This is a genomic window from Cupriavidus sp. 96C5-1 (genome assembly GCF_057798855.1).
The window spans coordinates 23,779-49,073 of record NZ_JBYOJU010000015.1; the positions used below are offsets into that span (position 1 = coordinate 23,779).

Genomic DNA, 25,295 nt, shown 5'->3' on the forward strand with positions numbered 1-25,295 from the left:
TCCTTGCGTGTCTCGGGGCTCTCGCGCCTGGCGCGTGCTTTCAGTGCGTCCTTCCGGTACGCGCCGTCAGAAACCCAGGATCATCTTGGAGATGATGTTCTTCTGTACTTCGGTGGTGCCGCCATAGATCGATGTCTTGCGCATGTCGAAGTAGGTCGAGGCGGCGGGCGCGGCCCAGGCCGGGGCGTGCAGCGGCGTATCGGCCGGCGGCGCCGCGCCGGCTTCGAGCCAGCGCGGCGAATACGGCCAGGCGTTGGGGCCGGCCACTTCCATCTGCAGCATGGCCAGGTCCTGCTGGATCTCGGAGCCGCGGATCTTGACGATCGAGGCTTCCGGGCCAGGGCCGCGGCCGCCGTCCTGCGTGGCCACGCGCAGCAGCAGCATTTCCAGCGCCATGATGTCCATCTCGATGCGGGCGATCTTGTCGCGCATGCGCACGTCGTCGATCAGCGGCCGGCCGGCACCGTCGGTGGCTTGCGCGGCGTAGTGCTTGAGCTGGCGCAGTTCGCGGTTGCAGTGGCCGATGCCGGCAATGCCGGTGCGCTCGTGGCCGAGCAGGTATTTGGCGTAGGTCCAGCCGCGGTTCTCCTCGCCCAGCAGGTTGGCCGCGGGCACTTCCACGTCCTCGAACCAGACTTCGTTGACATCGTGGCCGCCGTCGAGCGTGACGATGGGGCGCACCGTGACGCCCGGCGTCTTCATGTCGATCAGCAGCATCGAGATGCCTTCCTGCGGCTTGGCCTCGCTATCGGTGCGCACCAGGCAGAAGATCCAGTCGGCGAAATGCGCCATGGTGGTCCAGGTCTTCTGGCCGTTGACGATATAGCGGTCGCCCCGGCGCACGGCGCGGGTCTTGAGCGAGGCCAGGTCGGAGCCGGAGCCGGGTTCGGAATAACCCTGGCACCAGAAGTCCTCCACGGTGGGGATGCGCGGCAGGAAGCGCTGCTGGTGCTCGGGGCTGGCGTACTTCATCAGCACCGGGCCGATCATGGTCAGGCCGAAAGGCAGCAGGCGCGGCGCGCCGGCGCGGAAGGCTTCGATCTCGAAGATCAGGCGCTGCAGTGCGTTCCAGCCGGTGCCGCCCCATTCCTTCGGCCAGGTCGGCGCACCCCAGCCTTGCGCGTGAAGAATGCGGTGCCAGCGCACGTAGTCATCCTTCTCGACGCGCTGGTGGGCCAGTACCTTGTCGCGGATATCCGCCGGCAGGCTGGCCTGCACGAAACTGCGAACCTCTTCGCGGAACGCCTGTTCCGCCGCGCTGAAACGCAAATCCATCTGATTGTCCCCTCGGTTGGGAAGGCCGGCCTTCGCGCCCTGGCGATGCGCCACGGGCTGCCGGCCGCCTCCTCGATGCAGTGCAGCGATTCTATGGGTCGCGGCGGGATTCGCTGCTTCCACAATGGCAAAGCCGTCCTTCGGCATGCTTGAACGGGTCTGGCCTGCCGGGCGGGGCAGTGGTCTCGCGGCCGGGCGGTGAAGCGGTCCGCGGCGGCCATCCCGAACACGGCCTTAGCCAAATCCAAATGGCACGCCGGTGGCGCCTGGCCCAAACTGGCGCAGTTCCATCACTGCAAGAACATATAACGCCGAGGAGACAGGCGATGTCACGTTGGACCAGATGGCTGGCGCTGTGCGGGTGGCTGTTCGCCACCGCTGGCGCGCTGGCGGCATACCCAGACAAGCCGGTGCGGCTGGTGGTGCCCTTTCCGCCGGGTGGCGCCACCGACCTGCTTGCGCGCGAGGTCGGCCATGCGCTGGCGGTGCGGCTCGGCCAGCCGGTGGTGATCGAGAACCGGCCCGGCGCGGGCGGCAATATCGCCGCCGTGGCGGTGGCGCGCGCGCCGGCCGATGGCTATGCGCTGTTGTTCGGCACCTTTGGCCCGCTGGCCGTGAACAAGAGCCTGTACGGCAAGCCCGGCTACGATCCGCTCAAGGACTTCGCGCCGGTCGCCTCGGTCGCCTACCTGCCCAATGTGCTGGTGGTGCATCCCTCCGTGCCGGCGCGCAATATTGCCGAACTGCTCGCACTGGCGCGGCGCGAGCCCGGCAAGCTGAGCTACGGTTCCTTCGGCAATGGCTCGTCCTCGCATCTCGCGGGCGAGCTCTTCACCCATCTGGCCGATGTGCGCATCGAGCACGTGCCGTACAAGGGCAGCGCCGCGGCCATGACCGACCTGATCGGCGGGCGCCTCACCATGATGTTCGACAGCATTTCCACCGCCTTGCCCAATGTGCGCGACGGCCGCGTGCGGGCGCTGGCGGTCACCACCGCGAAGCCGTCCGAACAGTTGCCCGGCGTACCGACGCTGGCCTCGGCGGGCGTGCCCGGCTACGAACTGACCGCGTGGTTCGGCGTGGTGGCGCCGGCCAATACGCCGGCGGCCGTGGTCGGCCGCCTCAACGCCGAGATCGTGGCCGCGCTCGCGCAGCCGGAGCTGGCGGCGCGGCTGGCGGGCCAGGGCGCCGTGCCCTTTCCTTCCACGCCGGCGCAGTTCGGCGCGTATATGCGCACCCAGTACCAGAAGTGGGACGGCCTGATCAAGTCGGCTCATATCAGTCTGGATCAGTAATCAGTGCGTCCCCTCGCGAGTCGTCCCATGAGCCCGCTTGCGGACCAGGCAGTCCGGTTCCCCTCTCACCATCGCTAGCATCATGTCTTCCTTTCGCCCTGAATTCATCCATGACATCCCGCAGCACTGGGCCGCGCAATCGCCCCAGGCGCCCTGCCTGTACGAGGCCGGCGGCATCGTCAGCTACGGTGCGCTGTGGCAGCGCATCACCACCACCCGCGACTGGCTTGCCGCGCAGGGCGTAGGGCAGGGCGACCGCGTGATGGTGGTGGGCGAGAACTGCGCCGAGATGGTGGTGATGCTGTTTGCCTGCAGCACGCTGCACGCATGGCCGATCCAGGTCAACGCGCGGCTTTCGCCGCGCGAGATCGACGGCATCCGCGCGCATGCCGAACCGCTGCTGACCTTCTTTACCAGTCATGTCTCCGACGTGGCGGCCGCGCACGCCGCGCGGCTCGGTGCGCAGCCCGTCGACTGTGCCGCGCTGGATTCGCGCTTCGCCGCCGTGCGTGCCGCACAGCCGCCGGCGCCCGTGGACGCGGCCCAGGCGCGCGACATCGCTACGCTGATCTACACCTCCGGCACCACGGGTGCGCCCAAGGGCGTGATGGTGCCGCATGCCGGCCTGACGCATTTCGCGCGGATCTCGGCCACCTCGCGCGACCTCGGTCCCGACGACATCGCCTACGGCGCGCTGCCGCTGTCGCACATCTTCGGTATCGCCACGGTGTTGATGGCCACGCTGTATGCCGGCGCCAGCCTGGTGATGCGGCCCCGCTTCGATGCGGCCGACGTGTTCGCGGCGCTGGCGTCGCCCGGCGTCACCATGCTGCAAGGCGTGCCGACCATGTTCACGCGCATCATGGCGGTGGCGCGCGAGTCGTCGCTGCCGGGCGGGGCCGCCGCGTTTCCCCGCCTGCGCTATCTCTACACCGGCGGCGCGCCGCTCGATCCCACCCTCAAGCGCGACACGGAGGCCTGGTTCGGCCAGCCGCTGCACCACGGCTACGGCATCACCGAATATGCCGGCTCGCTGTTTATCACCCGGATGGACGCGCCGCGCAGCGATTGCTCGGCGGGCTACATCGTCGAAGGCGTGGAAATCGCCATCACCGGCGAGCAGGGCGAACCGATGCCCGCGGGCGAACGCGGCCAGATCCGGGTGCGCGGCCCCGGCGTGATGCGCGGCTACTTCCGCAACGCGGAGCAGACCGCCGAGGCGCTGCTGCCAGGCGGCTGGCTCAATACCGGAGATCTCGGCCTGCTAGGCGAGGACGGCGCGCTGTTCATCGTGGGCCGTTCCAAGGACCTGATCATCCGCTCGGGCTTCAATGTCTACCCGATCGAGGTGGAGTCGGTCATCAATGCCTTTCCCGGCGTGCGCCAGTCCGCCGTGGTCGGGCGCACGGCAGCCGATGGCAATGAAGAAGTCGTGGCCTTTATCGAAACGCAGCCGGGCGCGGCGCTGGATGCTGGCGCGCTGGAGGCCTATCTGCGCGAAAGCCTGGCACCGTACAAGCGTCCCGCGCAGATCCGCGTGATCGAGACCATTCCCACCACCGCCAGCGGCAAGCTCCTGAAGCAGCCGTTGCGCGCCATGCTGGCCGGTGGCGCGGTCGCGGCATGAACCCGGCGATGGCAAGCCCGCTGATGACTGAAACCTGCGGCGAAGGCGATGGCCGGCACCGGCCGGGTTCCGTGATCCAGCGGACCCATGCCGCCGCCGGCAGCGCTTCGCCGCGGGTCGAAGCGTTCTCGCGTCCAGTGCCACGGCCCGCCGCGGCCTGGCGGAAATTCATATAAGGAGGAGACAGATGAAGCAATGGATGATGGCCGGCATGCTGCTGGCAGTAGCGCAGGGCGCTGCATGGGCGGACACCTATCCGGCGCGTCCGGTGAAGCTGATCGTGGGCTATGCCCCCGGCGGCCCGGTCGATACGGCCGCGCGCATCTATGCCGACTACCTGGGCCGCGTGCTCAAGCAGCCGGTGGTGGTGGACAACCGCGCCGGCGCCAGCGGCGCCATTGCCGCCGACCTGACCGCCAAGGCGCCGCCGGATGGCTACACGCTGTACTTCGTGGCCAGTCCCACCATGACCATGACGCCCCTGATCCAGAGGTCGGTGAATTTCAATCCGACCAAGGATTTCAGCTATATCGGCCTGATCTCGGACTACACCAATGTACTGCTGATCAACAAGGATTTCCCGGCCAAGGATGTAGGCGAACTGGTGGACTACGCGCGCAAGCATCCCGAGGGCGTCAGCTTCGGCTCGGCTGGCGTGGGCGCGTCCAATCACTTGTCGGCCGAACTGCTGGCGCAGATGGGCGGGGTCAAGATGCTGCACGTGCCATACAAGGGCAACTCGCCCGCGATGGCCGACGTGATCGGCGGCAAGGTAACGTTCATGTTCGACATCACGGGTACGGCGATCGGACATATCCAGGGCGGCAAGGTGCGCGCGCTGGCGGTGACGTCGAAGACGCGCAACCCGGCGCTGCCGAATGTGCCGACCATGATCGAGTCGGGCATGAAGAACTACGATATCACCGGCTGGTACGCGCTGGTGGGCCCGCCCAAGCTGCCCGCCGAGGTGACGGACAAGCTGGTCAAGGCGCAAAAGACCGTCGGCGACGATCCCGCCTTCCGGCAGCGCATGACGCAAGGCGGCTACGATCTCGAAATCACGGGCCCGAAGCCGCTGGCGGACCGCATCCAGCGCGAACTGAAGCTGTGGGGCGGGGTGGTCAAGACCGCGAATATCCAGGTGGATTGATGTCTCGCCGAGCGGGCAGGCATGGCGGGCATGGCACCATGCGCCCCTGGCATCGGGCCCCGCACGCGGGGCCCGATGCCATTCCATGGCAGTCTCAGTGGCTTTGCACCAGCCGCCGATAGTAGTTGGGCAAGGCAAACAGCGCGCGGTGGACATCGCCGTTGTAGTAGTCGAGCTCGCCGATGCCATAGCCGCGCAGGCGCAGGTCGACTTCGTACGGCAGGCGCGACAGCGGGTCCAGCGCGTCGGAAGCGAAAGCCATGCCCCAGTAGGCGCCGTACAAGGGCACATACAGCCCGAAGGGCCTGACGATCTCGAATACCGCGCGCAGTTGCAGCACGACTTCGCGCACCCGCTGCGGCTCGAAGACCGGCGAACCGATATGCATGGTCAGCGCGCCGCCGGGCGCCAGCAGCGACTTGACCAGGCGCAGCGCTTCTGGCGTGTAGAGCGGTTGCGCCGGCGTATCGGGATCGGTCAGGTCCAGGATCACCAGGTCGAAGCGTTCGCCGTGCGGGTCGCGGCTTTGCGCCTCCATATAGGCGAAGCCGTCGCCGATCCGCAGTTGCAGGCGCGGGTCGTCGAAGGCGCCGCCGTGCACCCGCGGCAGGTGCTCCCGCGCCGCGCGGACCACCTCCGCATCGAGTTCCGCCAGCACCACGCGTTCCAGCGCCGGGTACTTGAGCAGCTCCTCGCAGGCGCCGCCGTCGCCGCCCCCGAGCACCAGCGCCCGGCGCGGGTTGGCGTGGGTGATGGCCGCGGCGTGCACCATGGGCTCGTGATAGAAAAATTCGTCGCGCTCCGAGGTCATGTAGGTGCCGTCCAGCCGCAACAGCTTGCCCCATTGCGGCGTGTCGAATACCTCCAGCAGCTGATGCTGCGTGCGCACCGTCTCCAGCCGCCGCGTGGCGCGGAACCCGTAGGCGCTGTCCGGGCTGAGCCACTCCAGCAGCAATTCGTTGGCATGGTCCTGCGGATCGTCGGAGCCGCGCAGCAGGCGGTTGGTGTTCTGCTGGCGCGGCGCGAACGCGACCAGCAAGGCATCGAGCAGGGCTTCGGCCCTGGCCGAGTTGTTGGCGGAGAAGTTACAGACGTAGACGTCGAGCGTGACGGCATCGCGCTCCGGCCAGGTGTGCACGGCCAGATGCGATTCCGCCAGCAGCGCGGCACCGGTGACGCCGCCTTGCGCTCCCTGGTGATCGGGAAAAGTGTGGAATTTCTCGGCCACCAGTGTCAGGCCCGCGGCGGCCACGGCCTGGCGGCACAGGCGGGCGAGAAGCTGGGCATCGACCAGCAGCGATGCCGCGCAGCGGCAATCGTATAAATCAGCGGTGAGGTGCAATCCCTGCATGTCTGGCTTATTCCTCCATTCGTTCCAGCCTGCCGGCGCGGCAATGGCATGCGCCATGTGCGAAGGGTCGCACAGTCTGGGGGCGGGCTGTCGGGTGGGGCAACGCGGACCGGCTCGAGGCTTCGGCCTGGTCCGGTGTGGTTGCTGGCGGTGGGTCCGGCCGCGCGGCTTCGGTGAGAAGCCGGGGATGTCCGCGGCGTGAAGCGCGATGGGATTCGCGCCGACCCGGCTCCATCGGCGCGCTATGCGCTATGCGCAGTGCGGATGGCGTGGCCAAGTGTAGCCGAGTTGATCCGCCAAGAGAAGACGCCTGGCGCCGCTGCCATCTGCCGTAGCGTTCGGAATTTTCCGGGCGTCGGCCGTTTTCGCCTTTGTTTACAGGGGTCTTCGGGCTCGCCTAGGATCTTTCCCAATTCACGAGGGAATCGCCTGTCCTTTGCGATGAATCCATCGACGGGACGTGCTCAGGCTGCCGGCAGGCGCTTGCGCAGCAGGTAGCGCTGCACGCCGTCGAGCACCAGCACGCCGTGCTGGTTGTGCACCGTGGCGCGCAAGGTCAACACGCCGGTGGCGCGATTCGGCGCCAGTTCGCTGACCTCCAGCGTGCTGTACAGCGTGTCGCCTACGTAGACCGGATGCAGGAAGCGGCTGCTCTGGTCGAGGAAACCCTTCAGCGATTCCTCCACCATATGCGGGAACAGGCCGGCGCCGGCGGCGGTCTGGATCAGCACCTGGTAGCCGTGCGCCAGCATGTGCGGCATGCCGTGGGCGCGGCAGTACTCGGCATCGTAGTGCACGGGATGGTTGTCGCCGCTGGCAAGCTGGAAGGCGGCGAACAGCGCTTCGGTCATGGTGCGCGAGGGCAGCACGAAGCGCTCGCCGGGCGCGAAATCCTCGAAATAGCGCTGTTCGCACATGCGGTGGCTGCGCGGATCGAAGACGGTTGCGCCAGGGTTGCCGGGGGAGGTCTCGATGGTCATGGTTGGCGGTGCGTGAGCGGATAGGGTGGAAAGGAAAGCGCGGAAAGCGGACGCAACGCGGGGATCAGTCAGCCTTGATGCCGAGGCGCTCCACCAACGCTTTCTCCTGGGCGATCTGCTGCATGGCAAAGCGGGTGTAGCCGGCGCTGTCCAGGTACATCAGGTCCTGGTCCTGCTGCTTGAGCGCGGCAAGATGCTGGGGATTCTCGGCGGCGCGGCGCAGCGCGTCCTGCAGGATGCGCACCACCTGGGGATCCATGCCCTTTGGCCCGGCCACGCCGTAGGGCGAGTTGGAGACGATGTCGTAGCCAAGCTCGCGCAGCGTGGGCGCGTCCGGCCAGCGCGCGGAGCGCTGCGCGGTCCACAGGTTGAGCCAGCGCAGCTTGCCCGCATCGACCAGCGTGCCGGCGGAACTGCCCGCCGCGCAGAGCTGCACATGGTTGCCCATCAGCGAATTCAGGCAGTCGGCATCGCCCTTGAAGGGGACGTGGTTCACGGTCAGCCCTTCCTTGCCCACCAGTTCCATCATGGTGATATGCGGCGAGCTGAACTGCCCCGGCGAGCCGTAGCTGACGGTGCCGGGCCGGGCGCGCGCGGCGTCCAGGAAGTCCTTCCAGTGCTTCCATGGGGAATCGGCGCGCACCACCACGCCGAAGGTATAGCCGGTGATGCGCGACAGGTAGGTGAAATCGCGGGCCGGGTCGAAGGCGGTCTTCTGGATGAACGGCTGGCGGAAGACCGTCACCGGCATGACCGACAGGGTATAGCCGTCCGGCCTGGCCTGCCTGAGCGCCAGCGCGCCCATGGTGCCGGCTACGCCGGGCTTGTTGTCCACCACTACGGTCTGGCCCAGCGCTGCCTGCAAGGCCACGGCGAACTGGCGCACCACCACGTCGGTGGTGCCGCCGGCGGCGTATGGCACGATCAGCGTTACCGGGCGGGTGGGGTAGGGCTGTCCTGTCTGCGCGTACGCGGCGGTGGCGCAGCACAGGACAAGTGCGGCGCGGGCGAGGCGCCGGATGGTCCGGATTGCGTGCATCGGAAGTCTCCTCTTGTTGTGATTGTGATTGTGGTTGTGCTTGCCTTCAATCCCGATGCGATGTTGTCGTTGTCTTGATGCCTCTCGCCCGCGCGCGGCAGACGCCGCTCAGTTCTCCACCACCGCCCAGGCCTCCATCGACTGGCCGCCGGCATCGTCGCCGGTCCACAGGATGACTTTGCCTGGCGTGCTGGCGTCGAGCGTACCGCCTACCGTCAAGGTGTCGTGGTCGAAGAGCGGCGCGAGGCCGCGGAAGCCGAAGCGGCGTACCGTGGCGCCGGGCTTTTCGCGCGCCAGGAGATCGAGCGTCAGTACGGCCTGCAGCGGGCCATGCACCACCAGGCCGGGGTAGCCTTCAACGTCGCGCACGTAGTCCTGATCGTAGTGGATGCGGTGGCCGTTGAAGGTGAGCGCGGAGAAGCGGAACAGCATCACCGGGCCGGCGCGCAGCTGGCGCTGGAATTGCGCCCGATGGGCCAGGCGGGGACGCGGCGGCAGCGGCTGGCCGGGTTCCGGCATGGCGCGGTAGACCAGGTCGTGGCGCTCGCTCAGCGCCACTTCGTCTCCGACCGTCAGCACGTGCTCCACGGTGACGAACCAGAGCTCGCCGCTGCGTCCGCTCTTGTGCTCGACATTGCGCACGGTGGACGTGCGCGTGACGGTATCGCCCACCCGCAGCGGCTTGCGGAAATCCAGTTCGCCGCCGGCCCACATGCGGCGCGGCAGCGGCACCGGCGGCATAAAGCCGCCCAGGGCCGGATGGCCGTCATCGCCGAGTTCGCGCTGCGGCGCGCGCGGCAGGAAATAGAGCCAGTGCCACAGCGGCGGCAGCGGGCCGCGCAACAGTGCTTCTCCATCCAGGTCGAGGGTGGCGGCGAGCCCGATCACGGGTTCCGGGGAAAGGGTCTCGGTGCGGCTTTCGCTGCGGCCGATCCAGGTGCGCAGGGTTTCGAGCTGGGTCATGGCTGGCTGGCTGCGGGATGGTTTGCCAGCGCAAGCATGCGCCGGGCCTGTTCAATGACGGGACGGTCGACCATCTTTCCATCGACCTGCACCGCGTGGCTGCCGCTGGCGGTGGCGGCCAGCACGCGCTGCGCCCAGTCCAGTTGTTCGGCGGTGGGCAGGAAGCCGGCGCGTACCGCGGCGAGCTGGGCTGGGTGGATGCACAGCTTGGCGGCGAAGCCGAGCGCACGCGCGTGCGCCACGTCGCCGGCCAGCACGGCCTCGTCCTTGAGTGCGGTGGTGACGCCATCCACCGGTGGCGGCAGCCCGGCCACGCGCGACGCCAGCACGATGCGCGAGCGCGCCGTCAGCAGCGCTTCGCGGGTATGGGCGCAGCCCAGGTCCACGGCAAAATCCAGCGAGCCGAAGGCCAGCCGCGACACGCCCGGGGCAGACGCGACCGCGTCGATGCCGTGCAGGCCCCGCGCGCTTTCGACGATGGCCACGATGCGGCCCTGCGGATTGACCTGGGCCAGCGCCTGTGCGATCTCGCCGAGCGCGGCGGGGTCTTCGGCCTTGGGCACCAGCAGGCCGGCCAGCGGCGCGTCGGGCGGCAGCGCGCGCAGCCAGTCCATGTCGGCGGCAAAAGCCGGCGAGCCGGTGTCGTTGATGCGCACATGGGCCTGCGCTTGCGCGCCGCGTTCCAGCAGCCACGCGGCGATGGCCGTGCGCGCGGCCGGCTTGCGGTCAGGGTGCACGGCGTCCTCCAGGTCGAGGATCAGCGCGTCGGGCGCGGCGGCGGCGGCCTTGTCGAAGCGTTCGGGCCGGTCGCCCGGCACGAACAGGTAGGTGATGGCGGTGGACATGGAGCGGATCCCGTTATGGTTGGCCGTCATTGGCCCTCATTGGCCGACCGGCAGCCAGTCGTTGACGTCCGTCTGCTTTTCCAGGGCCCATACGCGGGCGATGATGGCGCGCATCTCCGCCTCGCCGGCGCCGCGGCGGAAGGCCCCCAGCTGCAGCGCCTTGGCTTCGAGTTCGGGGCGCGACAGCGTATTGCCGGGATCGCCCTTGGGCACGTCCACGCGGCCCGCAAGGGTGCGGCCGTCCGTGGTCGTTACGGTGACGCGGCCGATCCACTGGCGCGGATAGGCGGCATTGATCTCGTCGTCCAGCACCATCTCCACCTTGTCGCGGAAGGCAGCCACCTTGGCGTCCTGCAGTGCATGTTCCTCGAACTCGCCCAGGCCGGCGTGCGCATGCACCGCCACCAGGCCCAGCACGGTCCCCATCGAGAACTTGGCCTGGTGGATGGTCTTGGGATCGGTCACCGGGCCGAGCACGTCGATGGCGCCCTGGTGCACGTGCGCGGTCACGCTGGCGATCTGCCCGGCGCGGATTGTCTCGCGCAGCATCAGGTCCTTGAGCGCGTCCGCCGCCGGGTGCGTGTGACGGCAGGAGGCGAAGAACTTGAACGAAGTCTCGGCGGTGGCCCAGCGCTCGCCCAGGCGATCGGTCAGGGCAGCCGGGTTGGCGTCGCTCGACATGCCCGCGGCCATGCCCTGCGGGCCTTCCAGGATGCGCTTTGCACCGGTGAAGCCGGCGCGCGCGATCCATGCGGACATCAGTCCGTCGGCGGCCGCCTTGGCGGTGTGCAGCTGCTTGGAGTCAGCCGCGTCGCGCAGGAATTCCCACAGGCCGGCGGCCTGGGTGCCGGCCGAGCCGAGCGCCTGGTTGATGCCCTCGCCGTCCATGCCATAAAGCTTGGCGACAGCCGCTGCTGCCGCCAGCGTGCCGACGGTGCCGGTGGTGTGGAATACGCGGTAGTGCGAGCGGCCCATGAATTCGCCGATGCGGATGCCGGCCTCGTAGCCGGCGATGGACGCCAGCAGTACGTCGGCGCCGCTCTTGCCCTCGGCCTGTGCGGCGGCGATGACGGCAGGAAACACCACGGCGGCCGGGTGCAGCACCGAGCCGTTATGCACGTCGTCCTGCTCGACCACGTGCGAGGACGCGCCGTTGATCAGCGCGGCAAAGTACGGCGAAGTGCGGCGGCGATCCACCAGCACCTCGGCGGGACCCTGCTGCGGGCCCATCGCGGCGGCGAACGCCTGCAGCTTGCGAACGGCCGGTGCGTCCTTGCCGGCGATGGCCGAAGCGATCCAGTCGAGGAACAGGTCCTTGGTGCGTTCCACCACCTCGGCGGGCACGTCGGCCAGCTTGAAGCGGGCCAGGAAGTCGCACAGCTGGCGGGTGGGGTAGGTGTGGTCAGTGGCTTGGCTCATGCCGGCTCCGGACGGTGTTCGGGGTTGTCTTGTGATCTTGCTGTTCCTGCCCTCCTCCGCTGCGCGGGAGAGGGGAGCCAGGCCCGCGCGAGCATGCACGCGGGCGCCATGGCTGGGTCCTGCGGCTCAAATCGTCTTGCTGCCTGCCATTCTGGCGATTTCCTCTGCGCCGTATCCCAGCTCCGCCAGGATGGCCGCGCTGTGCGCGCCCAGCGCCGGCACGTCGCCCATCACCGGTTCCACGCCCGACAGGTTGGCCGGCGGCAGCAGCGCGCCAATGGGGCCGCCAGGGCTGGCCACTTCGCGCCAGCGCCCGCGTGCCGCGAGTTGCGGGTGGTTCCACACGGCCTCGATATCGTTCATCGGCGCATTGGCGATCTGCGCTTCGTCCAGCAGCGCTTCCACCTGCGCCACTGTCATCGGCGCGAAGCGGGCTTCGATCAGCGCGGTCAGCTCGGCACGATTTTTCACGCGGCCCGAGTTGGAGGAAAAGCGCGCGTCCTTCAGCAGCGCAGGCTGCCCCAGCACCTTCTGGCAGAAAGCCTGCCACTCGCGCTCGTTCTGCAGGCCGAAGATCACGCTGCCGCCGTCGCCGGTGCGATGCACGCCATAGGGCGCGATAGCCGGATGCGAAGCGCCAAAGCGCGCCGGCGCCGTGCCGCCGTAGTGGCCGAAGTACAGCGCGTAGTTCATCCACTCGGTGAGCGCCTCGAGCATGGTCACTTCCACGCGCAGGCCCTGGCCGGTGCGCCCGCGCTGCAGCAGCGCGGAGAGAATGCCGCTGTAGGCGTACATGCCGGCCGCGATGTCGGCGATGGAGATGCCGGCGCGCGATGGCTCGTCCGCGCTGCCCGTGATGCCGATCAGGCCGGCGGCGGCCTGGATCAGCAGGTCATAGGCCTTCTTGTCGCGATAAGGGCCGGCGTCGCCGTAGCCGGAGATGTCGCACACGATGAGCTTGCCGTAGCGCGGGTGCAGGCTGGCGAAATCCAGCCCCATGCGCGCGGCGGCGCCGGGCGCCAGGTTCTGCACCAGCACGTCCGCATCGGCCAGCAGGCGGTGCAGCACGGCCTGCGCTTCGTCCTGCTTGAGATCGAGCGTCAGGCTCTCCTTGCCGCGGTTGAGCCAGACGAAGTGCGAGGCCTGGCCGTTGACGGTCTCATCGTAGCCGCGCGCGAAGTCGCCGGCGCCGGGGCGTTCCACCTTGACCACGCGCGCGCCGAGATCGGCCAGCTGGCGGGTGGCAAAGGGGGCGGCCACGGCATGTTCGAGGGAAACGACGCGAATGCCGTCGAGCGGGCGGATGCCCTGGTGCGAAGGAAGCATGTGCGCGGGCCTCAGAACGAACGCGGCAGCTCGAGCACGTGCTCGGCCACATACGACAGGATCAGGTTGGTGGAGATCGGCGCCACCTGGTACAGCCGCGTCTCGCGGAACTTGCGCTCGATATCGTATTCGGCGGCAAAGCCGAAGCCGCCGTGGGTCTGCAGGCAAACGTTGGCGGCTTCCCACGAAGCGTCGGCCGCCAGCAGCTTGGACATATTGGCTTCCTTGCCGCAGGGCTTGCCGGCATCGAACAGGGCCGCGGCCTTGTAGCGCATCAGGCTGGCCGCTTCCACGTTCACGTAGGCGCGCGCGATGGGGAACTGGATGCCCTGGTTCTGGCCGATCGGACGGTCGAACACGATGCGCTCGCGGGCGTAGGTGCTGGCGCGCTCGATGAACCAGTAGCCGTCGCCGATGCATTCGGCGGCAATCAGGATGCGCTCGGCGTTGAGGCCGTCGAGGATGTACTTGAGCCCCTTGCCTTCCTCGCCGATCAGGTTCTCGGCGGGAATCTCCAGGTTGTCGAAGAACAGCTCGTTGGTCTCGTGGTTGACCATATTGCGGATGGGGCGCACGGTCAGGCCCTTGCCGATGGCTTCGCGCAGGTCGACCACGAACACCGACAACCCTTCGGACTTGCGCTTGACCTGGTCCAGCGGCGTGGTGCGCGCCAGCAGCAGCATCAGGTCCGAGTGCTGCACGCGCGAGATCCACACCTTCTGGCCGTTGATGACGTAGCGGTCGCCCTTCTTCACGGCAGTGGTCTTGAGTTTGGTGGTGTCGGTGCCGGTGGTGGGCTCGGTCACGGCCATCGACTGCATGCGCAGCTCGCCCGAGGCGATGCCAGGCAGCCAGCGCTGCTTCTGCTCGGTCGAGCCGTGGCGCAGCAGGCAGCCCATCACATACATCTGGCCGTGGCAGGCGCCGGAGTTGCCGCCGTTGCGGTTGATCTCCTCCATGATGACCGAGGCCGCGGTCAGCGGCAGGCCCGAGCCGCCGTACTCCTCGGGGATCAGCGCGGACAGCCAGCCGGCCTTGGTCAGCGCCGTCACGAATTCCTCCGGGAAGGCGTTCTGCTCTTCCACGCGCTGCCAGTAGGCGGAATCGAAGCCGGCGCACAGTGCACGCACGGCTTCGCGGATATCGGGATACGGCTGGTCGTGCGATTGTTCTGCGAACATGAAAGGGGCCCCGTGGTAGACGATATGGATGTGATGGAAGTGATGGGAATTAGCTGACGGCCATTATTCCCGAGGGCCTGCCGCACGGTAATTCGGATTTGCGAAAGAGCGGCTTAGCGCCCCCGGAAGCGCATGGGAGCGGCCCGGCGGCCGGGCCGCGCCGCCCTGGCAGCCTTTTGGGCCGCCTTGCCCTCCCTTTGGGAAATCCGTATTGCATGCAGGCCACTTTGTCGCCACGCTTGCCCGAAAGACAACGCTGCGGGCCGTTCCCGGCCGGCGAGCTCATATTGGAGACGACAACCATGACAGGCACGAAGGCGCAGCGGCAAGGACGGCGGGCTGGCAGCGGGAACGCGGCGGGCACAGAAGGAAAGCCCGCGCCATGGCGCGGGATGGCGCTGGCCGCGCTGGGTGTGGCAGCCGCCCTCGCGCTTGCCCTGCCCGCGCGTGCCGCCGACCCTTACCCGGCCAGGCCGATCGCCATGGTGGTGCCATTCGCCGCGGGCGGCCCCACCGATGTGGTGGCACGCACCCTGGCCGCAGCCATGTCCAAAACCCTGGGCCAGAGCGTGGTGGTGGAAAACCGCCTCGGCGCGGGCGGCACGGTATCCGCCGCGTACGTGGCCAAGGCCGCGCCGGACGGCTACACCATCCTGATCCACCACAACGGCATGGCCACCGCGCCGGCGCTGTACAGCAAGCTGCCCTACAAACCGCTAACGGACTTCACCTTCGTCGGCCAGGTGGCGGACGTGCCCATGACCCTGCTCGGCCGCCACGACCTGCCGGCCAGGACGCTGCCGGAGCTGATTGCCTACATCCGCCAGAACCAGGGCAAGGTCAATCTGGCCAATGCCGGGCTGGGCGCGGTCTCCCAGCTGTGCGGCATGCTGTTCCAGAAGGCCATCGGGGTGGACCTCACCGCCATCCCGTACCAGGGCACCGCCCCCGCGCTGACAGCGCTGATGGGCGGCCAGGTCGACATCCTGTGCGACCAGACCACCCAGACGCTGCCGCATATCAAGGCCGACAGGGTCAGGCTCTACGGCGTGACGACCACCGCGCGCATCAAGGCGTTGCCGGATACGCCCACGCTGGCGGAAAGCGGGCTCAAGGGCTTCGAGGTCAAGGTCTGGCACGGCATCTACGCGCCGCGCGGCACGCCGCCGGTGGTCATCGACCGCCTCAGCCTGGCCCTGCGCACCGCGCTGAAGGACCCGGCGGTGGCGGCCCGGCTGGCCGATCTGGGCGCGCAGATCGTGCCGGAAGACAAGCAGACGCCGGAAGGGCTGCGCACCTGGCTGCAGGCGGAGATCGAGAAATGGTCGCCGATCATCAAGGCGGCGGGGATCAAGGCGGATTGAGGATGGGGCGAGCCGCGGACCGCGGACACCCCGCTTACCAGTTCAGCATCGTGACGTTCCGCGGCGCCACGCGCGGATCGATGGCGGCATAGGGGCCGCAGGCGCCGCTGCCCCGGATATGCACGGAGACATCGGTGGCGCTTACCCGCGCGGCATTGATTGCGCAGATGGCTGCGGGTGCCGGTGACCAGCGGTGTGGAGCCGGTCACGGTGAGGCTCGTGCTGTCCACTCCGCTGTCATTGGCGAGCACCGCGGCAGCGCCCTCGCCATGCGCGGCGAGGGCGCTGCCCGCGATCTTCATCCGGGCGCCTTCCAGCGCCTCCCAATGAGGCTGGGGGAAATCTCCCAAGGCAGCTCGATATCCGTAATGCTGGCTGTCAGCCTCGAACATGTACCAAAAAACGAACCGGCGGGAGGGGCCGGCATGCACCCTGTGTTCCATGTGGCGGCGGCGCCGGCCGAGCAGTAAGATGCAGTTCCCGTCGTTTTCCACTCAGGCTTTGCCGACGATGCCGGCTCGCCGCGGTTGCGGGCAGGATCGGTCTGTCCAGCCATTGCCCAAGGAGCACCTCGTGTTCGAACGCGTCAGGCAGGATTTTGCCGCGCTTACCACCCGCGCCGAGTTCCACTCGCTGCGCCTTGTCCGGCAGACCGGCGAGCATTGCATGATGCGGCGCGGCGTCGCCGAGCCGCCGTCCCTCACGCAGGACATGGGCGCCATGCTCAGCGTGCGCCTGGCCGGCGTGGAGGCCTATGCCGCCACCAGCGATCTCGGCGTGGCCGGGCTGCAGCGCGCCCTCGACAGCGCCGAAGCGCTGGCACGGCGGATCGCCGCGCACGGCCTGGTCGACATGCGCGGGCTGGCGCCGCCGCAAGGCCATGCCCGCTACGAATCACCGGGCCTGAACGGCCCGTTCCCGGGATTCGCCGAGCGCTTCGCGCTGCTGGCGGAGGTCTGCGCCAGCGTGCCGGCCGATTCCCGCCTGGCGAACTGGACCGCCTACCTGGATCACCAGCGCCACGAGCAGCTTTATCTCAACAGTGCCGGTGCGGAGCAATGGCAGGCGCTGCGCTTCGTCTACCCCGGCATCAGCGTGACCGCCTTCGACGGCAGCGACAGCCAGACCCGCAGTTTCGGCGGCTTCGGCAGCGGCCAGCAGGGCGGCGCTGAAGTCATCGGGCGCCTGGGCTTCGCCGGCGCCGCGGCGCGGGTGGCGGACGAGGCCTTGCAGTTGCTGCTGGCGCCCAATGCCCCAAGCGGCCCGACCGACCTGCTGCTGATGCCCGACCAGATGATGCTGCAGATCCACGAATCCATCGGCCACCCGCTGGAGCTGGATCGCATCCTCGGGGACGAGCGCAACTATGCGGGCACCAGCTTTATCGGCCTGGAGGACTTCGGCCGCTACCAGTACGGCTCGGACCTGCTCAATATCAGCTTCGACCCGGGCATTCCCGAGGAACTGGGCAGCTATGGCTGCGACGACGAGGGGCAGCCGGCGCGCAAGGAATTCCTGATCCGCGACGGTCTGCTGCTGCGCCCGCTCGGCGCGGCGCTGTCGCAGTGGCGCAGCGGATTGCCGGGCGTGGCCAACAGCCGCGCCAGCAGCTGGAACCGTGCGCCCATCGATCGCATGGCCAACCTCAATCTGGAACCGGGCGAGCGCACCATGGCGCAACTGATCGGCGGCATCGAGCGCGGCATCCTGATGTCGACCAACCGCTCGTGGTCGATCGACGATGCGCGCAACAAGTTCCAGTTCGGCTGCGAATGGGGCCGCCTGATCGAGAACGGCGAGCTGAAAGGCGTCGTCAAGAATCCGAACTATCGCGGCGTGTCCGCGAACTTCTGGCGCAGCCTGGCCGCCGTTGGCGATGCCAGTACCTTCGAGGTGCACGGCACGCCTTACTGCGGCAAGGGCGAGCCCAACCAGATAGTGCGCGTCGGCCATGCGTCGCCGGCCTGCGTGTTCCGGCAAGTGGAAGTGTTTGGAGGGGCCGCGTGATGGCGGATGCGGAATCGTTGTTCGCCGCGCTTGCCGCGGATGTGCGCGCCTCGCTGCGCGAGGGCGAAGACTTCACCCTGTGGTATAGCGCCGAGGCGTCGGAATTCATTCGCTACAACCGCGCTCGGGTGCGACAGGCGGGACAGGTGCGGCAAGCCTTTGGCCGGCTCACGCTGATTCGCGACGGCCGCCATGCGCGGATCGGCATCGCGCTGTGCGGCGAGCCGGCAAGCGACCGCCTGCGCCTGGCGGACGGCCTGCGGCAGTTGCGCGAGGCGATCGGGCAGTTGCAGCCCGACCCTTACCTGACGCTCGAGCGCGAACCCTGGCAGCGCAGGTTCGCCGACGGGACCGCGCCGCCGGACGGCACCGAAGTCCTGGCGCAGATAGAGGAGGCCGCGCGCGGCCACGATCTGGTCGGCATCTACGCCGCCGGCCCGCTGTACCGGGGCTTCGCCAACAGCTTCGGCGCCTTCGGCTGGCATGCCGCGCAGGCTTTCCATTTCGACTGGAGCCTGTTCCACGCCAATGGCCAGGCCGTGAAGGCCGACTACGCGGGCTCGCAGTGGGACCCAGCCGGGTTTGCCAGCCGCTTCGAGGCGGCACGCCGGCAACTGGAGCACCTGGGCAAGCCGCCGCGCATCCTGGCGCCCGGCGACTACCGCGCCTACCTGGCCCCGGCCGCGCTCGACGACGTGCTGGGCATGCTGGGCTGGGGCGGTTTTTCCGCGCGCGCGCTGGCGCACAAGGAGAGCCCGCTGCAGCGCCTGTACGACGGCGGCGCGCGCCTCAGCCCCCTGCTGGACCTGGATGAGCGGGCGAGCGGCGCGCTGGCCCCGGCCTTCGGCCCCGAAGGCATCCCGCGCAGCGATGCGGCACTGGTGCGCGCGGGCCGCGCCGCGGGCCGGCTGGTCTACCCGCGCAGTGCGCGCGAGTACGGCCTGGCCGCCAATTGCGCCGACGCCGGCGAAGGCCCGCAGGCCCTCGCCATGGGCGCCGGCACGCTGGCGCAGGACGATGTGCTGGCCGCGCTCGGCACGGGGCTCTACATCGGCAACCTCTGGTACCTGAACTGGTCCGACGCCCCGGCTGGCCGCATGACCGGCATGACCCGCTTCGCCACCTTCTGGGTCGAGGACGGCCGCATCCAGGCGCCGGTCGGCACCATGCGCTTCGACGACAGCATCTACAGCTTCCTGGGCGACCACCTGGAAGCGCTGACCAGCGAGCGGCAGTTGCGGGTGTCGAGCAGCACTTATGGCGAGCGGCAGACCGATTCCAGCTTGTTACCGGGGGCGCTGACAGGCAGGCTCATGCTGACGCTTTGAGCGCGGCCGTGCCCTTATGCGGCTGGAAGACGCTTTACTGTGATCGTCCGGCGCTTGGCATTGTCGGGCTACGAGGCAGTGAAGCCTGCCATGCAGGCTAGCCCCCCCGGCGCTGTCCAATCCGCATACGCGCATGTGGAAGGGCTGACTCACCATGGCCGGGTAAGTCGCTGACTCAGAATCTCTTCGAAGTCCTGGACTTGCCCACAGATGATGTGGATGTAGACGGTGTCCGCGGCGACCCTGTAAATGATTCGCTGCTGATGTGTCAGGTGTTGCCTGAAGTCAGCCGTGAAGCCTGCCAGCTCGTCGGGGCGTGCGCCGGACGACGGGAACTCGGCGATGTAAGCAACCTTGTCTTGAATCTGCTTCTTGATGGCCTGCCAGGTTCCGTCCGCTTTGTATCTGACCAGATAGCGTCTAAGGTCGATCAAATCCTGCCTGGCGGAATCGAGAAAGACCACCTTCATGCGCCGTCTTCCTGGTCCAGCCGATCCAGTTCGGCAAAGACGTCTGCAGCCGTTGTCACCTTGCCCTCCGCGATCTCCTTCTCGCCAAGCGCCAGGATTTTCAATAGCGCGGTGGTTTGCCGCTGCGCTTCGTAGCTGGCGATGTCCTGCACGACGAGTTTAGCCTCGCCATTCTGGGTAATGATCAAGGGCTCGCGCGTTTCGCCGAGCTCAGTGACGATACGGGCCGCATCGCTTTTCAGAAAGCTGATTGGCTTGATGTTCGAGAGTTTCACGGTGGGTCCAAGTGGAAGTTACCGGATGACCGAATATAGTCTGAATTCGGTCTGGCGTCCACCTTGCGGAGTGTTGCCGCCCATGCGAGCTTGCGCTTTCCCTCAAACCGGCTCGCGCGCCGCTTCCGTCAAATACTGGATCAAGGTCTCGGCGAACTGCGGCAGCTCGCGCCCCGGCCGCCGCACCAGGCGCAGGTCGCGCTTGGCCCATTCGTCTTCCAGCGGGATGAAGCGCAGCACCTTGCGGCTGGCATAGCGGCGCGCGCAGCTGTTGGGCACGATGGCGATGCCGGCGCCGGCTTCCACCATGCGGCACACCGCGTCGAAGCTGCCGAGCTGGATGCGCAGGCTGATGCGCTTGCCCATGCCGCTGGCGATGCGGTCCAGGAAAGACTGGATGGCGCTGAACTGGTTGAGGCCGACAAAGCGGCAAGTATCCAGCAGGTCGGCGAAATGCAGGCGCGTGAACTGCGGCAGCGGGTGGTTGACCGGCGCGATCACGATCAATTCGTCGCTGCACAGCTGCATGACCTCCAGATCGTTGGTCGCCACTTCTCCGGCGACGATGCCGAGGTCGGCCGCGCCGGCGCCGATGGCCGAGACGATGGCCTGCGAGAGCTGCTCTTCCAGTTCGATATCGACATCCGGGTTCTCGGCCAGGAAGCGCGACAGCGCGGTGGCGAGGAAGGAGTTGGTGGCGGTGGTGTTGGCCAGCAGCCGCACCCGGCCCTTGACGCCCTTGGCGTAGGGCCGCAGGTCCGAATGCAGGCATTCCAGCTCGCGGAACACTTCCCGCGCATGGCGCAGCAGCGCGTCGCCGGCCGGCGTCAGGCGCACGCCCTTGACCTGGCGGATCAGCAACTGGGTCTGGAAGGCCTCTTCCAGCTGTTTGATGCGGGTGCTGGCGGCGGGCAGGGAGAGAAAGCTGCGCTCGGCGGCGCGGGTGAGGTTTTCGGTTTCGCCGACGTTGAGGAAGAGGCGCAGGTCGGTCAGGTCGTAATGCATGTGTTTCGCTGGGCCAAAGGCCTCTTTTGTGAATCGTGAATAGCAATGTCCCCGCCGTCAATTTATCGTATTCGGCGTGGCAATAGAACCAAAAAGGCCGGATCGCCCGTAATGCGCGGGCGAATACCGGATAGGTGCGGTGGGCGGCGCGGAATTCCCGGACCGCCGCCAGGCCAACCAGGAGGACGACCAATGACAGTTCGGCGCTACAGCGCACGCATGCTGGCGGCCGTGGCCGCCGTGCTGGGCATGACGACCCTGAGCCTCGGCGCCGCCGCCTACCCCGACAAGCCCGTGCGCCTCATCGTGCCCGCGGCGGCCGGCGGTACCACCGACATTGCCTCGCGCCTGGTCGGCAAGCGCCTGGGCGAGCTGCTGGGCCAGCCCGTGGTGGTGGAGAACCGGGCCGGCGCCGCCGGCATCGTCGGCGTGCAGGCGCTGCGCCAGGCCGCGCCCGACGGCTATACGCTGATGATGGGCAATATCGGCCCCAATGCCATCAATTACGCCCTGTACAAGCAGCTTCCCTACCGTCCCGAGGACTTCGCGCCGGTCACCATGGTGGTCTCGGTGCCCAATGTGCTGGTGGTGAACGCCAAGGTGCCCGCCCGCAATGTGGCCGAGCTGGTGGCGCTGGCCAGGGCCCAGCCCGGCAAGCTGTCGTTTGCTTCTTCCGGCACCGGGCAATCGGTGCACCTGTCCGGCGAGCTGTTCAGGAAGCGCACCGGCATCGACATCATCCATGTGCCCTACAAAGGCGCCGCGCCGGCCGTGGCCGACCTGGTCGCAGGCCAGGTGACCATGATGGTGGACAACCTGCCCAGTTCGCTGGCGCATATCCAGTCCGGCAAGCTGCGTGCGCTGGCCGTGACCAGCGCCACGCGCGTGGCCGAATTGCCGGACGTGCCCACCATGAAGGAAGCCGGCCTCGACGATTTCCAGGTGACCGCGTGGTTCGGCCTGGTGGCGCCGGCGGGCACGCCGCCCGCCATCGTCGCGCGCCTGCAGAAGACCGTGGCCGGCATCCTGGCGGAGCCGGAGGTGAAGACCCGCCTGGCGGAACTCGGCGGCGTGCCGGGCGGCGACACGCCGGCGCAATTCGGCAAGTTCATCGACGCCGAGCGCGCGCGCTGGGCCAGGGTGGTCAAGGACACCGGCATTCCATTGCAGTGAAGTTCGCGCCGGCGGCACCATCGCCGGCCGGCCGGCAGCTCGCGCGCTGGCGCAAGGTCGTCAAGGCATCGGGTGCGCGGGTGGAGCGGGCAAGCCCGCACGCATTCTGGATTTGAGCATCCGGCCTGCTTGCCAGGCCGACCAACAAACGTGTAGACAGGAGCAAGAGCATGAGTGGAATGATGGCAGGCAAGGTCGCGCTGGTAACGGGCGCGGGTGGCGGCATCGGCCGTGGCGTAGCGCTGGAACTGGCCAAGGCGGGCGCGAAGGTTGTCGTCAACGACATCGGCGTGTCGCTCACCGGCGAGGGCGGCGATGCCGGTCCCGCACAGCGCGTGGTCGACGAGATCGTCGCTGCCGGCGGCATCGCGGTAGCCAATACCGACAGCGTATCGAGCTGGCAGGGCGCCAACGCCATCGTGCAATGCGCGCTCGATCACTTCGGCCGTATCGATGCCGTGGTCAACAACGCCGGCAACCTGCGCGACCGCATGTTCTTCAAGATGAACGAGGAAGAATGGCGCGCGGTGATCGACGTCCATCTCAATGGCACCTTCTTCGTCAGCCGCGCGGCGGCCAACCACTTCAAGGACCAGGAGAGCGGCGCCTATGTGCACATGACTTCCACCTCCGGCCTGATCGGCAACCTCGGGCAGGCCAATTACTCGGCCGCCAAGCTCGGCATCGCCGCGCTGTCGAAGTCGATCGCGCTCGACATGGCCCGCTTCAATGTGCGCTCGAACTGTATCGCGCCGTTTGCCTGGAGCCGCATGACCAGCTCGATTCCCTCCGAGACGCCGGAAGAAAAGGCACGCGTGGCCAAGCTGCAAAAGATGGAGGCCAACAAGGTGGCACCGATGGCGGCCTTCCTCGCCAGCGACGCGGCGCATGAAGTCAACGCGCAGATCTTTGCCGTGCGCGCCAACGAGATCATGCTGATGAGCCAGCCGCGTCCGGTACGCTCGGTGCACATGAGCGAAGGCTGGACGCCGGAATCCATCGCCGAGATCGCCATCCCTGCCATGCGCAACAGCTTCTTCAAGCTCGAGCGCTCGCCCGACGTGATCAACTGGGACCCGATCTGACGCCATGCCGCTCGACTACAACCGCATCAGGCACTGGGAATTCCCGGAGGTCAGGCAGACCTACGGCGAGAAGGATTCCATTCTCTACGCGCTCGGCCTCGGCCTGGGCGAGCAACCCACCGATCCGCGCCAGCTGCGCTACGTCTACGAGGCGCAGCTCAAGGCATTCCCGACGCAGGCCGTCGTGCTGGCTTACCCGGGCTTCTGGATGCAGGACCCGGACAGCGGCATCGACTGGGTGCGCATCGTGCATGGCGAGCAGCGCCTGCGCCTGCACCGTCCGCTGCCTGCGGCCGGCACCGTGCGCGCCCGCGCCAGGGTGACCCATGTGATCGACAAGGGAGCGGACAAGGGCGCGCTGGTGATCGTGGAGCGCACGCTGGTGGACGACGCCACCGGCGCCGAGCTGGCCACCGTGAACCACACCACCTTTTGCCGTGCCGATGGCGGCTTCGGCCAGGGCGACATCGCACCCGAGGCGCTGCCGGCAGCGCCGGCGCGCGTACCGGATGCGCTGCGCAGCCTGGCGATCCTGCCGCAGGCCGCGTTGCTGTACCGCCTCAATGCCGATCCCAATCCGCTGCACGCCGATCCCGAAGTGGCGCGCGCGGCCGGCTTCGACAAGCCCATCCTGCATGGGCTGTGCACCTACGGCGTGGCGGCGCGCGCGCTGGTCGACACCTATGCCGATGGCGACGGCGACCGCTTGCTCGAACTCGACGTGCGCTTCTCCCGGCCGGTATTCCCCGGCGAAACCCTCGAAGTGCGCATGTGGCGCGAAGGCGGTGGCCGCGTGCTGTTCGACGCCCGCGTGCCTGCGCGCGATGTCACCGTGCTCAGCAACGGCGTAGCGGAGTTCCATACATGACAACAACGATGAAGAGCGCGCTCGACGGCGTCCGCGTGCTGGACCTGTCGCGCATCCTGGCCGGCCCGTGGTGCGCGCAGAACCTGGCCGACCTCGGCGCCGAGGTCATCAAGGTGGAACGCCCCGGCGTGGGCGACGACACCCGCTCCTGGGGCCCGCCCTGGCTGCCCGACGGCGAAGGCAATGCTTCGCGCGATGCCACCTATTACGCCGGCGCCAATCGCGGCAAGCGCTCGGTCACGCTCGATATCGCCAGCCCCGAAGGGCAGGGCATCGTGCGCGAGCTGGCGGCGAAATCGCAAATTGTGCTGGAGAACTACAAGGTCGGCGACCTGAAGCGCTACGGGCTCGACTACGACAGCCTCAAGGCCATCAATCCGTCGCTGGTCTATTGCTCCATCACCGGCTACGGGCAGGAAGGGCCGAGCGCGCACAAGCCCGGCTATGACTTCATCTTCCAGGGCATCGGCGGGCTGATGAGCATCACCGGCGAACGCGACGACCTGCCCGGCGGCGGCCCGCAGAAGGTCGGCGTGGCCGTGGTCGACATGCTCACCGGCATGTACGCCACGGTGGCGGTGCTGGCCGCGCTGCGCCATGCCGAGCGCACCGGCGAAGGCCAGCGCATCGACATGGCGCTGCTCGACGCGGTGGTGGCGGTAGGCGCCACGCCCATCCTTGCGCAGAAGGTCACCGGCAAGACGCCGCAGCGTTTCGGCAATGCGCATGCCAATATGGTGCCATACCACGTGTTTGCCACCGCCGATGGGTACATGATCGTGGCGGCAGGGAACGACGGGCAGTGGCAGGGCTACTGCCGCGGCGTGGAGCGGCCGGACCTGGCGATCGACGAGCGCTTCACCACCGGCACCGGCCGCATCGTCAACCGCGCCGTGCTGGTGCCGCTGCTGGAAGCCCATATGCGCACGCGTACCACCGCGCACTGGGTGGAAGCGCTGGAGCGCGAAGGCATTCCCTGCGGACCGATCAACGACTACGCCCAGGTGCTGGAGGACCCGCAGGTCAGGTATCGCGAACTGCAGGTCGACATGGTGCGCAGCGACGGCGGGGTTTGCCCCACGGTGAAGAGCCCGCTGCGGCTGTCGGCCACGCCGGTACGTTACGACGCGGCGCCCCCGCGGCTGGGGGAACATACCGAGGCCGTGCTATCAGGCGTGCTGGGCATGTCGGCAGCGCGGATCGCGGCCCTGCGCGGACAAGGCCTGATCTGAGGCCGGTTCCGGCGGTACGCGTTGCCCGGGTGCAGCA

The 25,295-nt window shown here is 68.1% G+C and carries 22 protein-coding genes; 10 read left to right on the forward strand and 12 right to left on the reverse strand.

Translation table 11 applies throughout. The features are described from left to right. Positions 1–66: 66 nt before the first annotated feature. Complete coding sequence (locus AC3FOF_RS17855; RefSeq protein ID WP_488727318.1) at positions 67–1,275, reverse strand: acyl-CoA dehydrogenase family protein; 1,209 nt, start codon at positions 1,273–1,275, stop codon at positions 67–69. Positions 1,276–1,601: 326 nt separating this feature from the next. Between AC3FOF_RS17855 and AC3FOF_RS17860 the strand changes: the two genes are divergently transcribed. The 3 genes from AC3FOF_RS17860 (at position 1,602) to AC3FOF_RS17870 (ending at position 5,347) form a co-directional block, all read left to right on the forward strand. Then, on the forward strand, positions 1,602–2,570 hold the full coding sequence (locus tag AC3FOF_RS17860) for a Bug family tripartite tricarboxylate transporter substrate binding protein (protein WP_488727319.1): 969 nt from the start codon (positions 1,602–1,604) through the stop codon (positions 2,568–2,570). Positions 2,571–2,652: 82 nt separating this feature from the next. Continuing rightward, positions 2,653–4,197: a class I adenylate-forming enzyme family protein gene (locus tag AC3FOF_RS17865; protein ID WP_276269109.1), complete on the forward strand. Its 1,545-nt coding sequence runs from the start codon at positions 2,653–2,655 to the stop codon at positions 4,195–4,197. Positions 4,198–4,384: 187 nt separating this feature from the next. Continuing rightward, positions 4,385–5,347, forward strand: coding sequence for a Bug family tripartite tricarboxylate transporter substrate binding protein (locus AC3FOF_RS17870; protein WP_017224748.1), 963 nt, complete (start codon positions 4,385–4,387; stop codon positions 5,345–5,347). Positions 5,348–5,441: 94 nt separating this feature from the next. Here the strand turns inward: AC3FOF_RS17870 and speE are convergent, their stop codons facing one another. The 8 genes from speE to AC3FOF_RS17910 all read right to left on the reverse strand — a co-directional run bounded on the left by speE (position 5,442) and on the right by AC3FOF_RS17910 (position 14,451). Continuing rightward, on the reverse strand, positions 5,442–6,698 hold the full coding sequence (speE, locus tag AC3FOF_RS17875; protein WP_017224747.1) for a polyamine aminopropyltransferase: 1,257 nt from the start codon (positions 6,696–6,698) through the stop codon (positions 5,442–5,444). A gap of 464 nt (positions 6,699–7,162) precedes the next feature. Continuing rightward, on the reverse strand, positions 7,163–7,615 hold the full coding sequence (locus AC3FOF_RS17880) for a MaoC family dehydratase (protein WP_488727377.1): 453 nt from the start codon (positions 7,613–7,615) through the stop codon (positions 7,163–7,165). A gap of 127 nt (positions 7,616–7,742) precedes the next feature. Beyond that, a complete protein-coding gene (locus AC3FOF_RS17885; RefSeq protein ID WP_017224745.1) occupies positions 7,743–8,717 on the reverse strand; it encodes a tripartite tricarboxylate transporter substrate binding protein in 975 nt (324 codons plus the stop codon). A gap of 108 nt (positions 8,718–8,825) precedes the next feature. Then, a complete protein-coding gene (locus AC3FOF_RS17890; RefSeq protein WP_488727320.1) occupies positions 8,826–9,680 on the reverse strand; it encodes an HTD2 family dehydratase in 855 nt (284 codons plus the stop codon). Continuing rightward, entirely contained in the window at positions 9,677–10,525 is an 849-nt protein-coding gene (locus AC3FOF_RS17895; RefSeq protein ID WP_488727321.1) for an HpcH/HpaI aldolase/citrate lyase family protein, read from the reverse strand. Before AC3FOF_RS17895 ends, AC3FOF_RS17890 begins: the two co-directional genes overlap by 4 nt. Positions 10,526–10,561: 36 nt before the next feature. Then, positions 10,562–11,944, reverse strand: a complete 1,383-nt coding sequence (locus AC3FOF_RS17900; protein ID WP_488727322.1) for an MmgE/PrpD family protein — start codon at positions 11,942–11,944, stop codon at positions 10,562–10,564. A gap of 126 nt (positions 11,945–12,070) precedes the next feature. Then, positions 12,071–13,270, reverse strand: a complete 1,200-nt coding sequence (locus tag AC3FOF_RS17905; RefSeq protein ID WP_488727323.1) for a CaiB/BaiF CoA transferase family protein — start codon at positions 13,268–13,270, stop codon at positions 12,071–12,073. An 11-nt stretch (positions 13,271–13,281) separates the two neighbouring features. Beyond that, entirely contained in the window at positions 13,282–14,451 is a 1,170-nt protein-coding gene (locus AC3FOF_RS17910; protein ID WP_017224636.1) for an acyl-CoA dehydrogenase family protein, read from the reverse strand. A 392-nt stretch (positions 14,452–14,843) separates the two neighbouring features. On the opposite strand from AC3FOF_RS17910, the gene AC3FOF_RS17915 reads away from it, so the two are divergent. The 3 genes from AC3FOF_RS17915 to AC3FOF_RS17925 all read left to right on the forward strand — a co-directional run bounded on the left by AC3FOF_RS17915 (position 14,844) and on the right by AC3FOF_RS17925 (position 19,150). Then, positions 14,844–15,815, forward strand: coding sequence for a tripartite tricarboxylate transporter substrate-binding protein (locus tag AC3FOF_RS17915; RefSeq protein ID WP_488727378.1), 972 nt, complete (start codon positions 14,844–14,846; stop codon positions 15,813–15,815). A 510-nt stretch (positions 15,816–16,325) separates the two neighbouring features. After that, positions 16,326–17,822, forward strand: coding sequence for a TldD/PmbA family protein (locus AC3FOF_RS17920; RefSeq protein WP_488727324.1), 1,497 nt, complete (start codon positions 16,326–16,328; stop codon positions 17,820–17,822). Continuing rightward, complete coding sequence (locus AC3FOF_RS17925; protein WP_488727379.1) at positions 17,822–19,150, forward strand: TldD/PmbA family protein; 1,329 nt, start codon at positions 17,822–17,824, stop codon at positions 19,148–19,150. Before AC3FOF_RS17920 ends, AC3FOF_RS17925 begins: the two co-directional genes overlap by 1 nt. Positions 19,151–19,299: 149 nt before the next feature. On the opposite strand, the gene AC3FOF_RS17930 is transcribed toward AC3FOF_RS17925, so the two are convergent. From AC3FOF_RS17930 to AC3FOF_RS17940, 3 genes are all read right to left on the reverse strand, one after another. Continuing rightward, positions 19,300–19,620, reverse strand: a complete 321-nt coding sequence (locus tag AC3FOF_RS17930; RefSeq protein ID WP_017227406.1) for a type II toxin-antitoxin system RelE/ParE family toxin — start codon at positions 19,618–19,620, stop codon at positions 19,300–19,302. Further along, entirely contained in the window at positions 19,617–19,895 is a 279-nt protein-coding gene (locus AC3FOF_RS17935) for a type II toxin-antitoxin system Phd/YefM family antitoxin (protein WP_017227405.1), read from the reverse strand. Before AC3FOF_RS17935 ends, AC3FOF_RS17930 begins: the two co-directional genes overlap by 4 nt. 102 nt (positions 19,896–19,997) lie before the next feature. Next, positions 19,998–20,900, reverse strand: coding sequence for a LysR family transcriptional regulator (locus AC3FOF_RS17940; RefSeq protein ID WP_017227404.1), 903 nt, complete (start codon positions 20,898–20,900; stop codon positions 19,998–20,000). Between the two features lie 219 nt (positions 20,901–21,119). Here AC3FOF_RS17940 and AC3FOF_RS17945 point away from each other — a divergent pair, with 219 nt between their 5' ends. The 4 genes from AC3FOF_RS17945 (at position 21,120) to AC3FOF_RS17960 (ending at position 25,258) form a co-directional block, all read left to right on the forward strand. Beyond that, on the forward strand, positions 21,120–22,073 hold the full coding sequence (locus tag AC3FOF_RS17945) for a Bug family tripartite tricarboxylate transporter substrate binding protein (protein ID WP_488727380.1): 954 nt from the start codon (positions 21,120–21,122) through the stop codon (positions 22,071–22,073). Between the two features lie 170 nt (positions 22,074–22,243). Continuing rightward, complete coding sequence (locus AC3FOF_RS17950) at positions 22,244–23,158, forward strand: SDR family NAD(P)-dependent oxidoreductase (RefSeq protein WP_035812352.1); 915 nt, start codon at positions 22,244–22,246, stop codon at positions 23,156–23,158. A gap of 4 nt (positions 23,159–23,162) precedes the next feature. After that, positions 23,163–24,026 carry a MaoC/PaaZ C-terminal domain-containing protein gene (locus AC3FOF_RS17955; protein WP_488727325.1) on the forward strand — a complete coding sequence of 288 codons (864 nt, stop codon included), beginning with the start codon at positions 23,163–23,165 and terminating at the stop codon, positions 24,024–24,026. Then, complete coding sequence (locus AC3FOF_RS17960; RefSeq protein ID WP_488727326.1) at positions 24,023–25,258, forward strand: CaiB/BaiF CoA transferase family protein; 1,236 nt, start codon at positions 24,023–24,025, stop codon at positions 25,256–25,258. The genes AC3FOF_RS17955 and AC3FOF_RS17960 overlap by 4 nt, the downstream gene beginning before the upstream one ends. Positions 25,259–25,295: the final 37 nt, after the last annotated feature.

What these genes read in the sequence shown, in the direction of transcription:
- AC3FOF_RS17910 (WP_017224636.1), bottom strand. Translation starts at nt 14,451, where the DNA reads ATGTTCGCAGAACAATCGCACGACCAGCCGTATCCCGATATCCGCGAA.
- AC3FOF_RS17880 (WP_488727377.1), bottom strand. Translation starts at nt 7,615, where the DNA reads ATGTGCGAACAGCGCTATTTCGAGGATTTCGCGCCCGGCGAGCGCTTC.
- speE (WP_017224747.1), bottom strand. Translation starts at nt 6,698, where the DNA reads ATGCAGGGATTGCACCTCACCGCTGATTTATACGATTGCCGCTGCGCG.
- AC3FOF_RS17895 (WP_488727321.1), bottom strand. Translation starts at nt 10,525, where the DNA reads ATGTCCACCGCCATCACCTACCTGTTCGTGCCGGGCGACCGGCCCGAA.
- AC3FOF_RS17870 (WP_017224748.1), top strand. Translation starts at nt 4,385, where the DNA reads ATGAAGCAATGGATGATGGCCGGCATGCTGCTGGCAGTAGCGCAGGGC.
- AC3FOF_RS17865 (WP_276269109.1), top strand. Translation starts at nt 2,653, where the DNA reads ATGTCTTCCTTTCGCCCTGAATTCATCCATGACATCCCGCAGCACTGG.
- AC3FOF_RS17915 (WP_488727378.1), top strand. Translation starts at nt 14,844, where the DNA reads ATGGCGCTGGCCGCGCTGGGTGTGGCAGCCGCCCTCGCGCTTGCCCTG.
- AC3FOF_RS17905 (WP_488727323.1), bottom strand. Translation starts at nt 13,270, where the DNA reads ATGCTTCCTTCGCACCAGGGCATCCGCCCGCTCGACGGCATTCGCGTC.
- AC3FOF_RS17925 (WP_488727379.1), top strand. Translation starts at nt 17,822, where the DNA reads ATGGCGGATGCGGAATCGTTGTTCGCCGCGCTTGCCGCGGATGTGCGC.
- AC3FOF_RS17885 (WP_017224745.1), bottom strand. Translation starts at nt 8,717, where the DNA reads ATGCACGCAATCCGGACCATCCGGCGCCTCGCCCGCGCCGCACTTGTC.
- AC3FOF_RS17920 (WP_488727324.1), top strand. Translation starts at nt 16,326, where the DNA reads ATGCCGGCTCGCCGCGGTTGCGGGCAGGATCGGTCTGTCCAGCCATTG.
- AC3FOF_RS17860 (WP_488727319.1), top strand. Translation starts at nt 1,602, where the DNA reads ATGTCACGTTGGACCAGATGGCTGGCGCTGTGCGGGTGGCTGTTCGCC.
- AC3FOF_RS17930 (WP_017227406.1), bottom strand. Translation starts at nt 19,620, where the DNA reads ATGAAGGTGGTCTTTCTCGATTCCGCCAGGCAGGATTTGATCGACCTT.
- AC3FOF_RS17890 (WP_488727320.1), bottom strand. Translation starts at nt 9,680, where the DNA reads ATGACCCAGCTCGAAACCCTGCGCACCTGGATCGGCCGCAGCGAAAGC.
- AC3FOF_RS17900 (WP_488727322.1), bottom strand. Translation starts at nt 11,944, where the DNA reads ATGAGCCAAGCCACTGACCACACCTACCCCACCCGCCAGCTGTGCGAC.
- AC3FOF_RS17955 (WP_488727325.1), top strand. Translation starts at nt 23,163, where the DNA reads ATGCCGCTCGACTACAACCGCATCAGGCACTGGGAATTCCCGGAGGTC.
- AC3FOF_RS17855 (WP_488727318.1), bottom strand. Translation starts at nt 1,275, where the DNA reads ATGGATTTGCGTTTCAGCGCGGCGGAACAGGCGTTCCGCGAAGAGGTT.
- AC3FOF_RS17940 (WP_017227404.1), bottom strand. Translation starts at nt 20,900, where the DNA reads ATGCATTACGACCTGACCGACCTGCGCCTCTTCCTCAACGTCGGCGAA.
- AC3FOF_RS17960 (WP_488727326.1), top strand. Translation starts at nt 24,023, where the DNA reads ATGACAACAACGATGAAGAGCGCGCTCGACGGCGTCCGCGTGCTGGAC.
- AC3FOF_RS17945 (WP_488727380.1), top strand. Translation starts at nt 21,120, where the DNA reads ATGCTGGCGGCCGTGGCCGCCGTGCTGGGCATGACGACCCTGAGCCTC.
- AC3FOF_RS17950 (WP_035812352.1), top strand. Translation starts at nt 22,244, where the DNA reads ATGAGTGGAATGATGGCAGGCAAGGTCGCGCTGGTAACGGGCGCGGGT.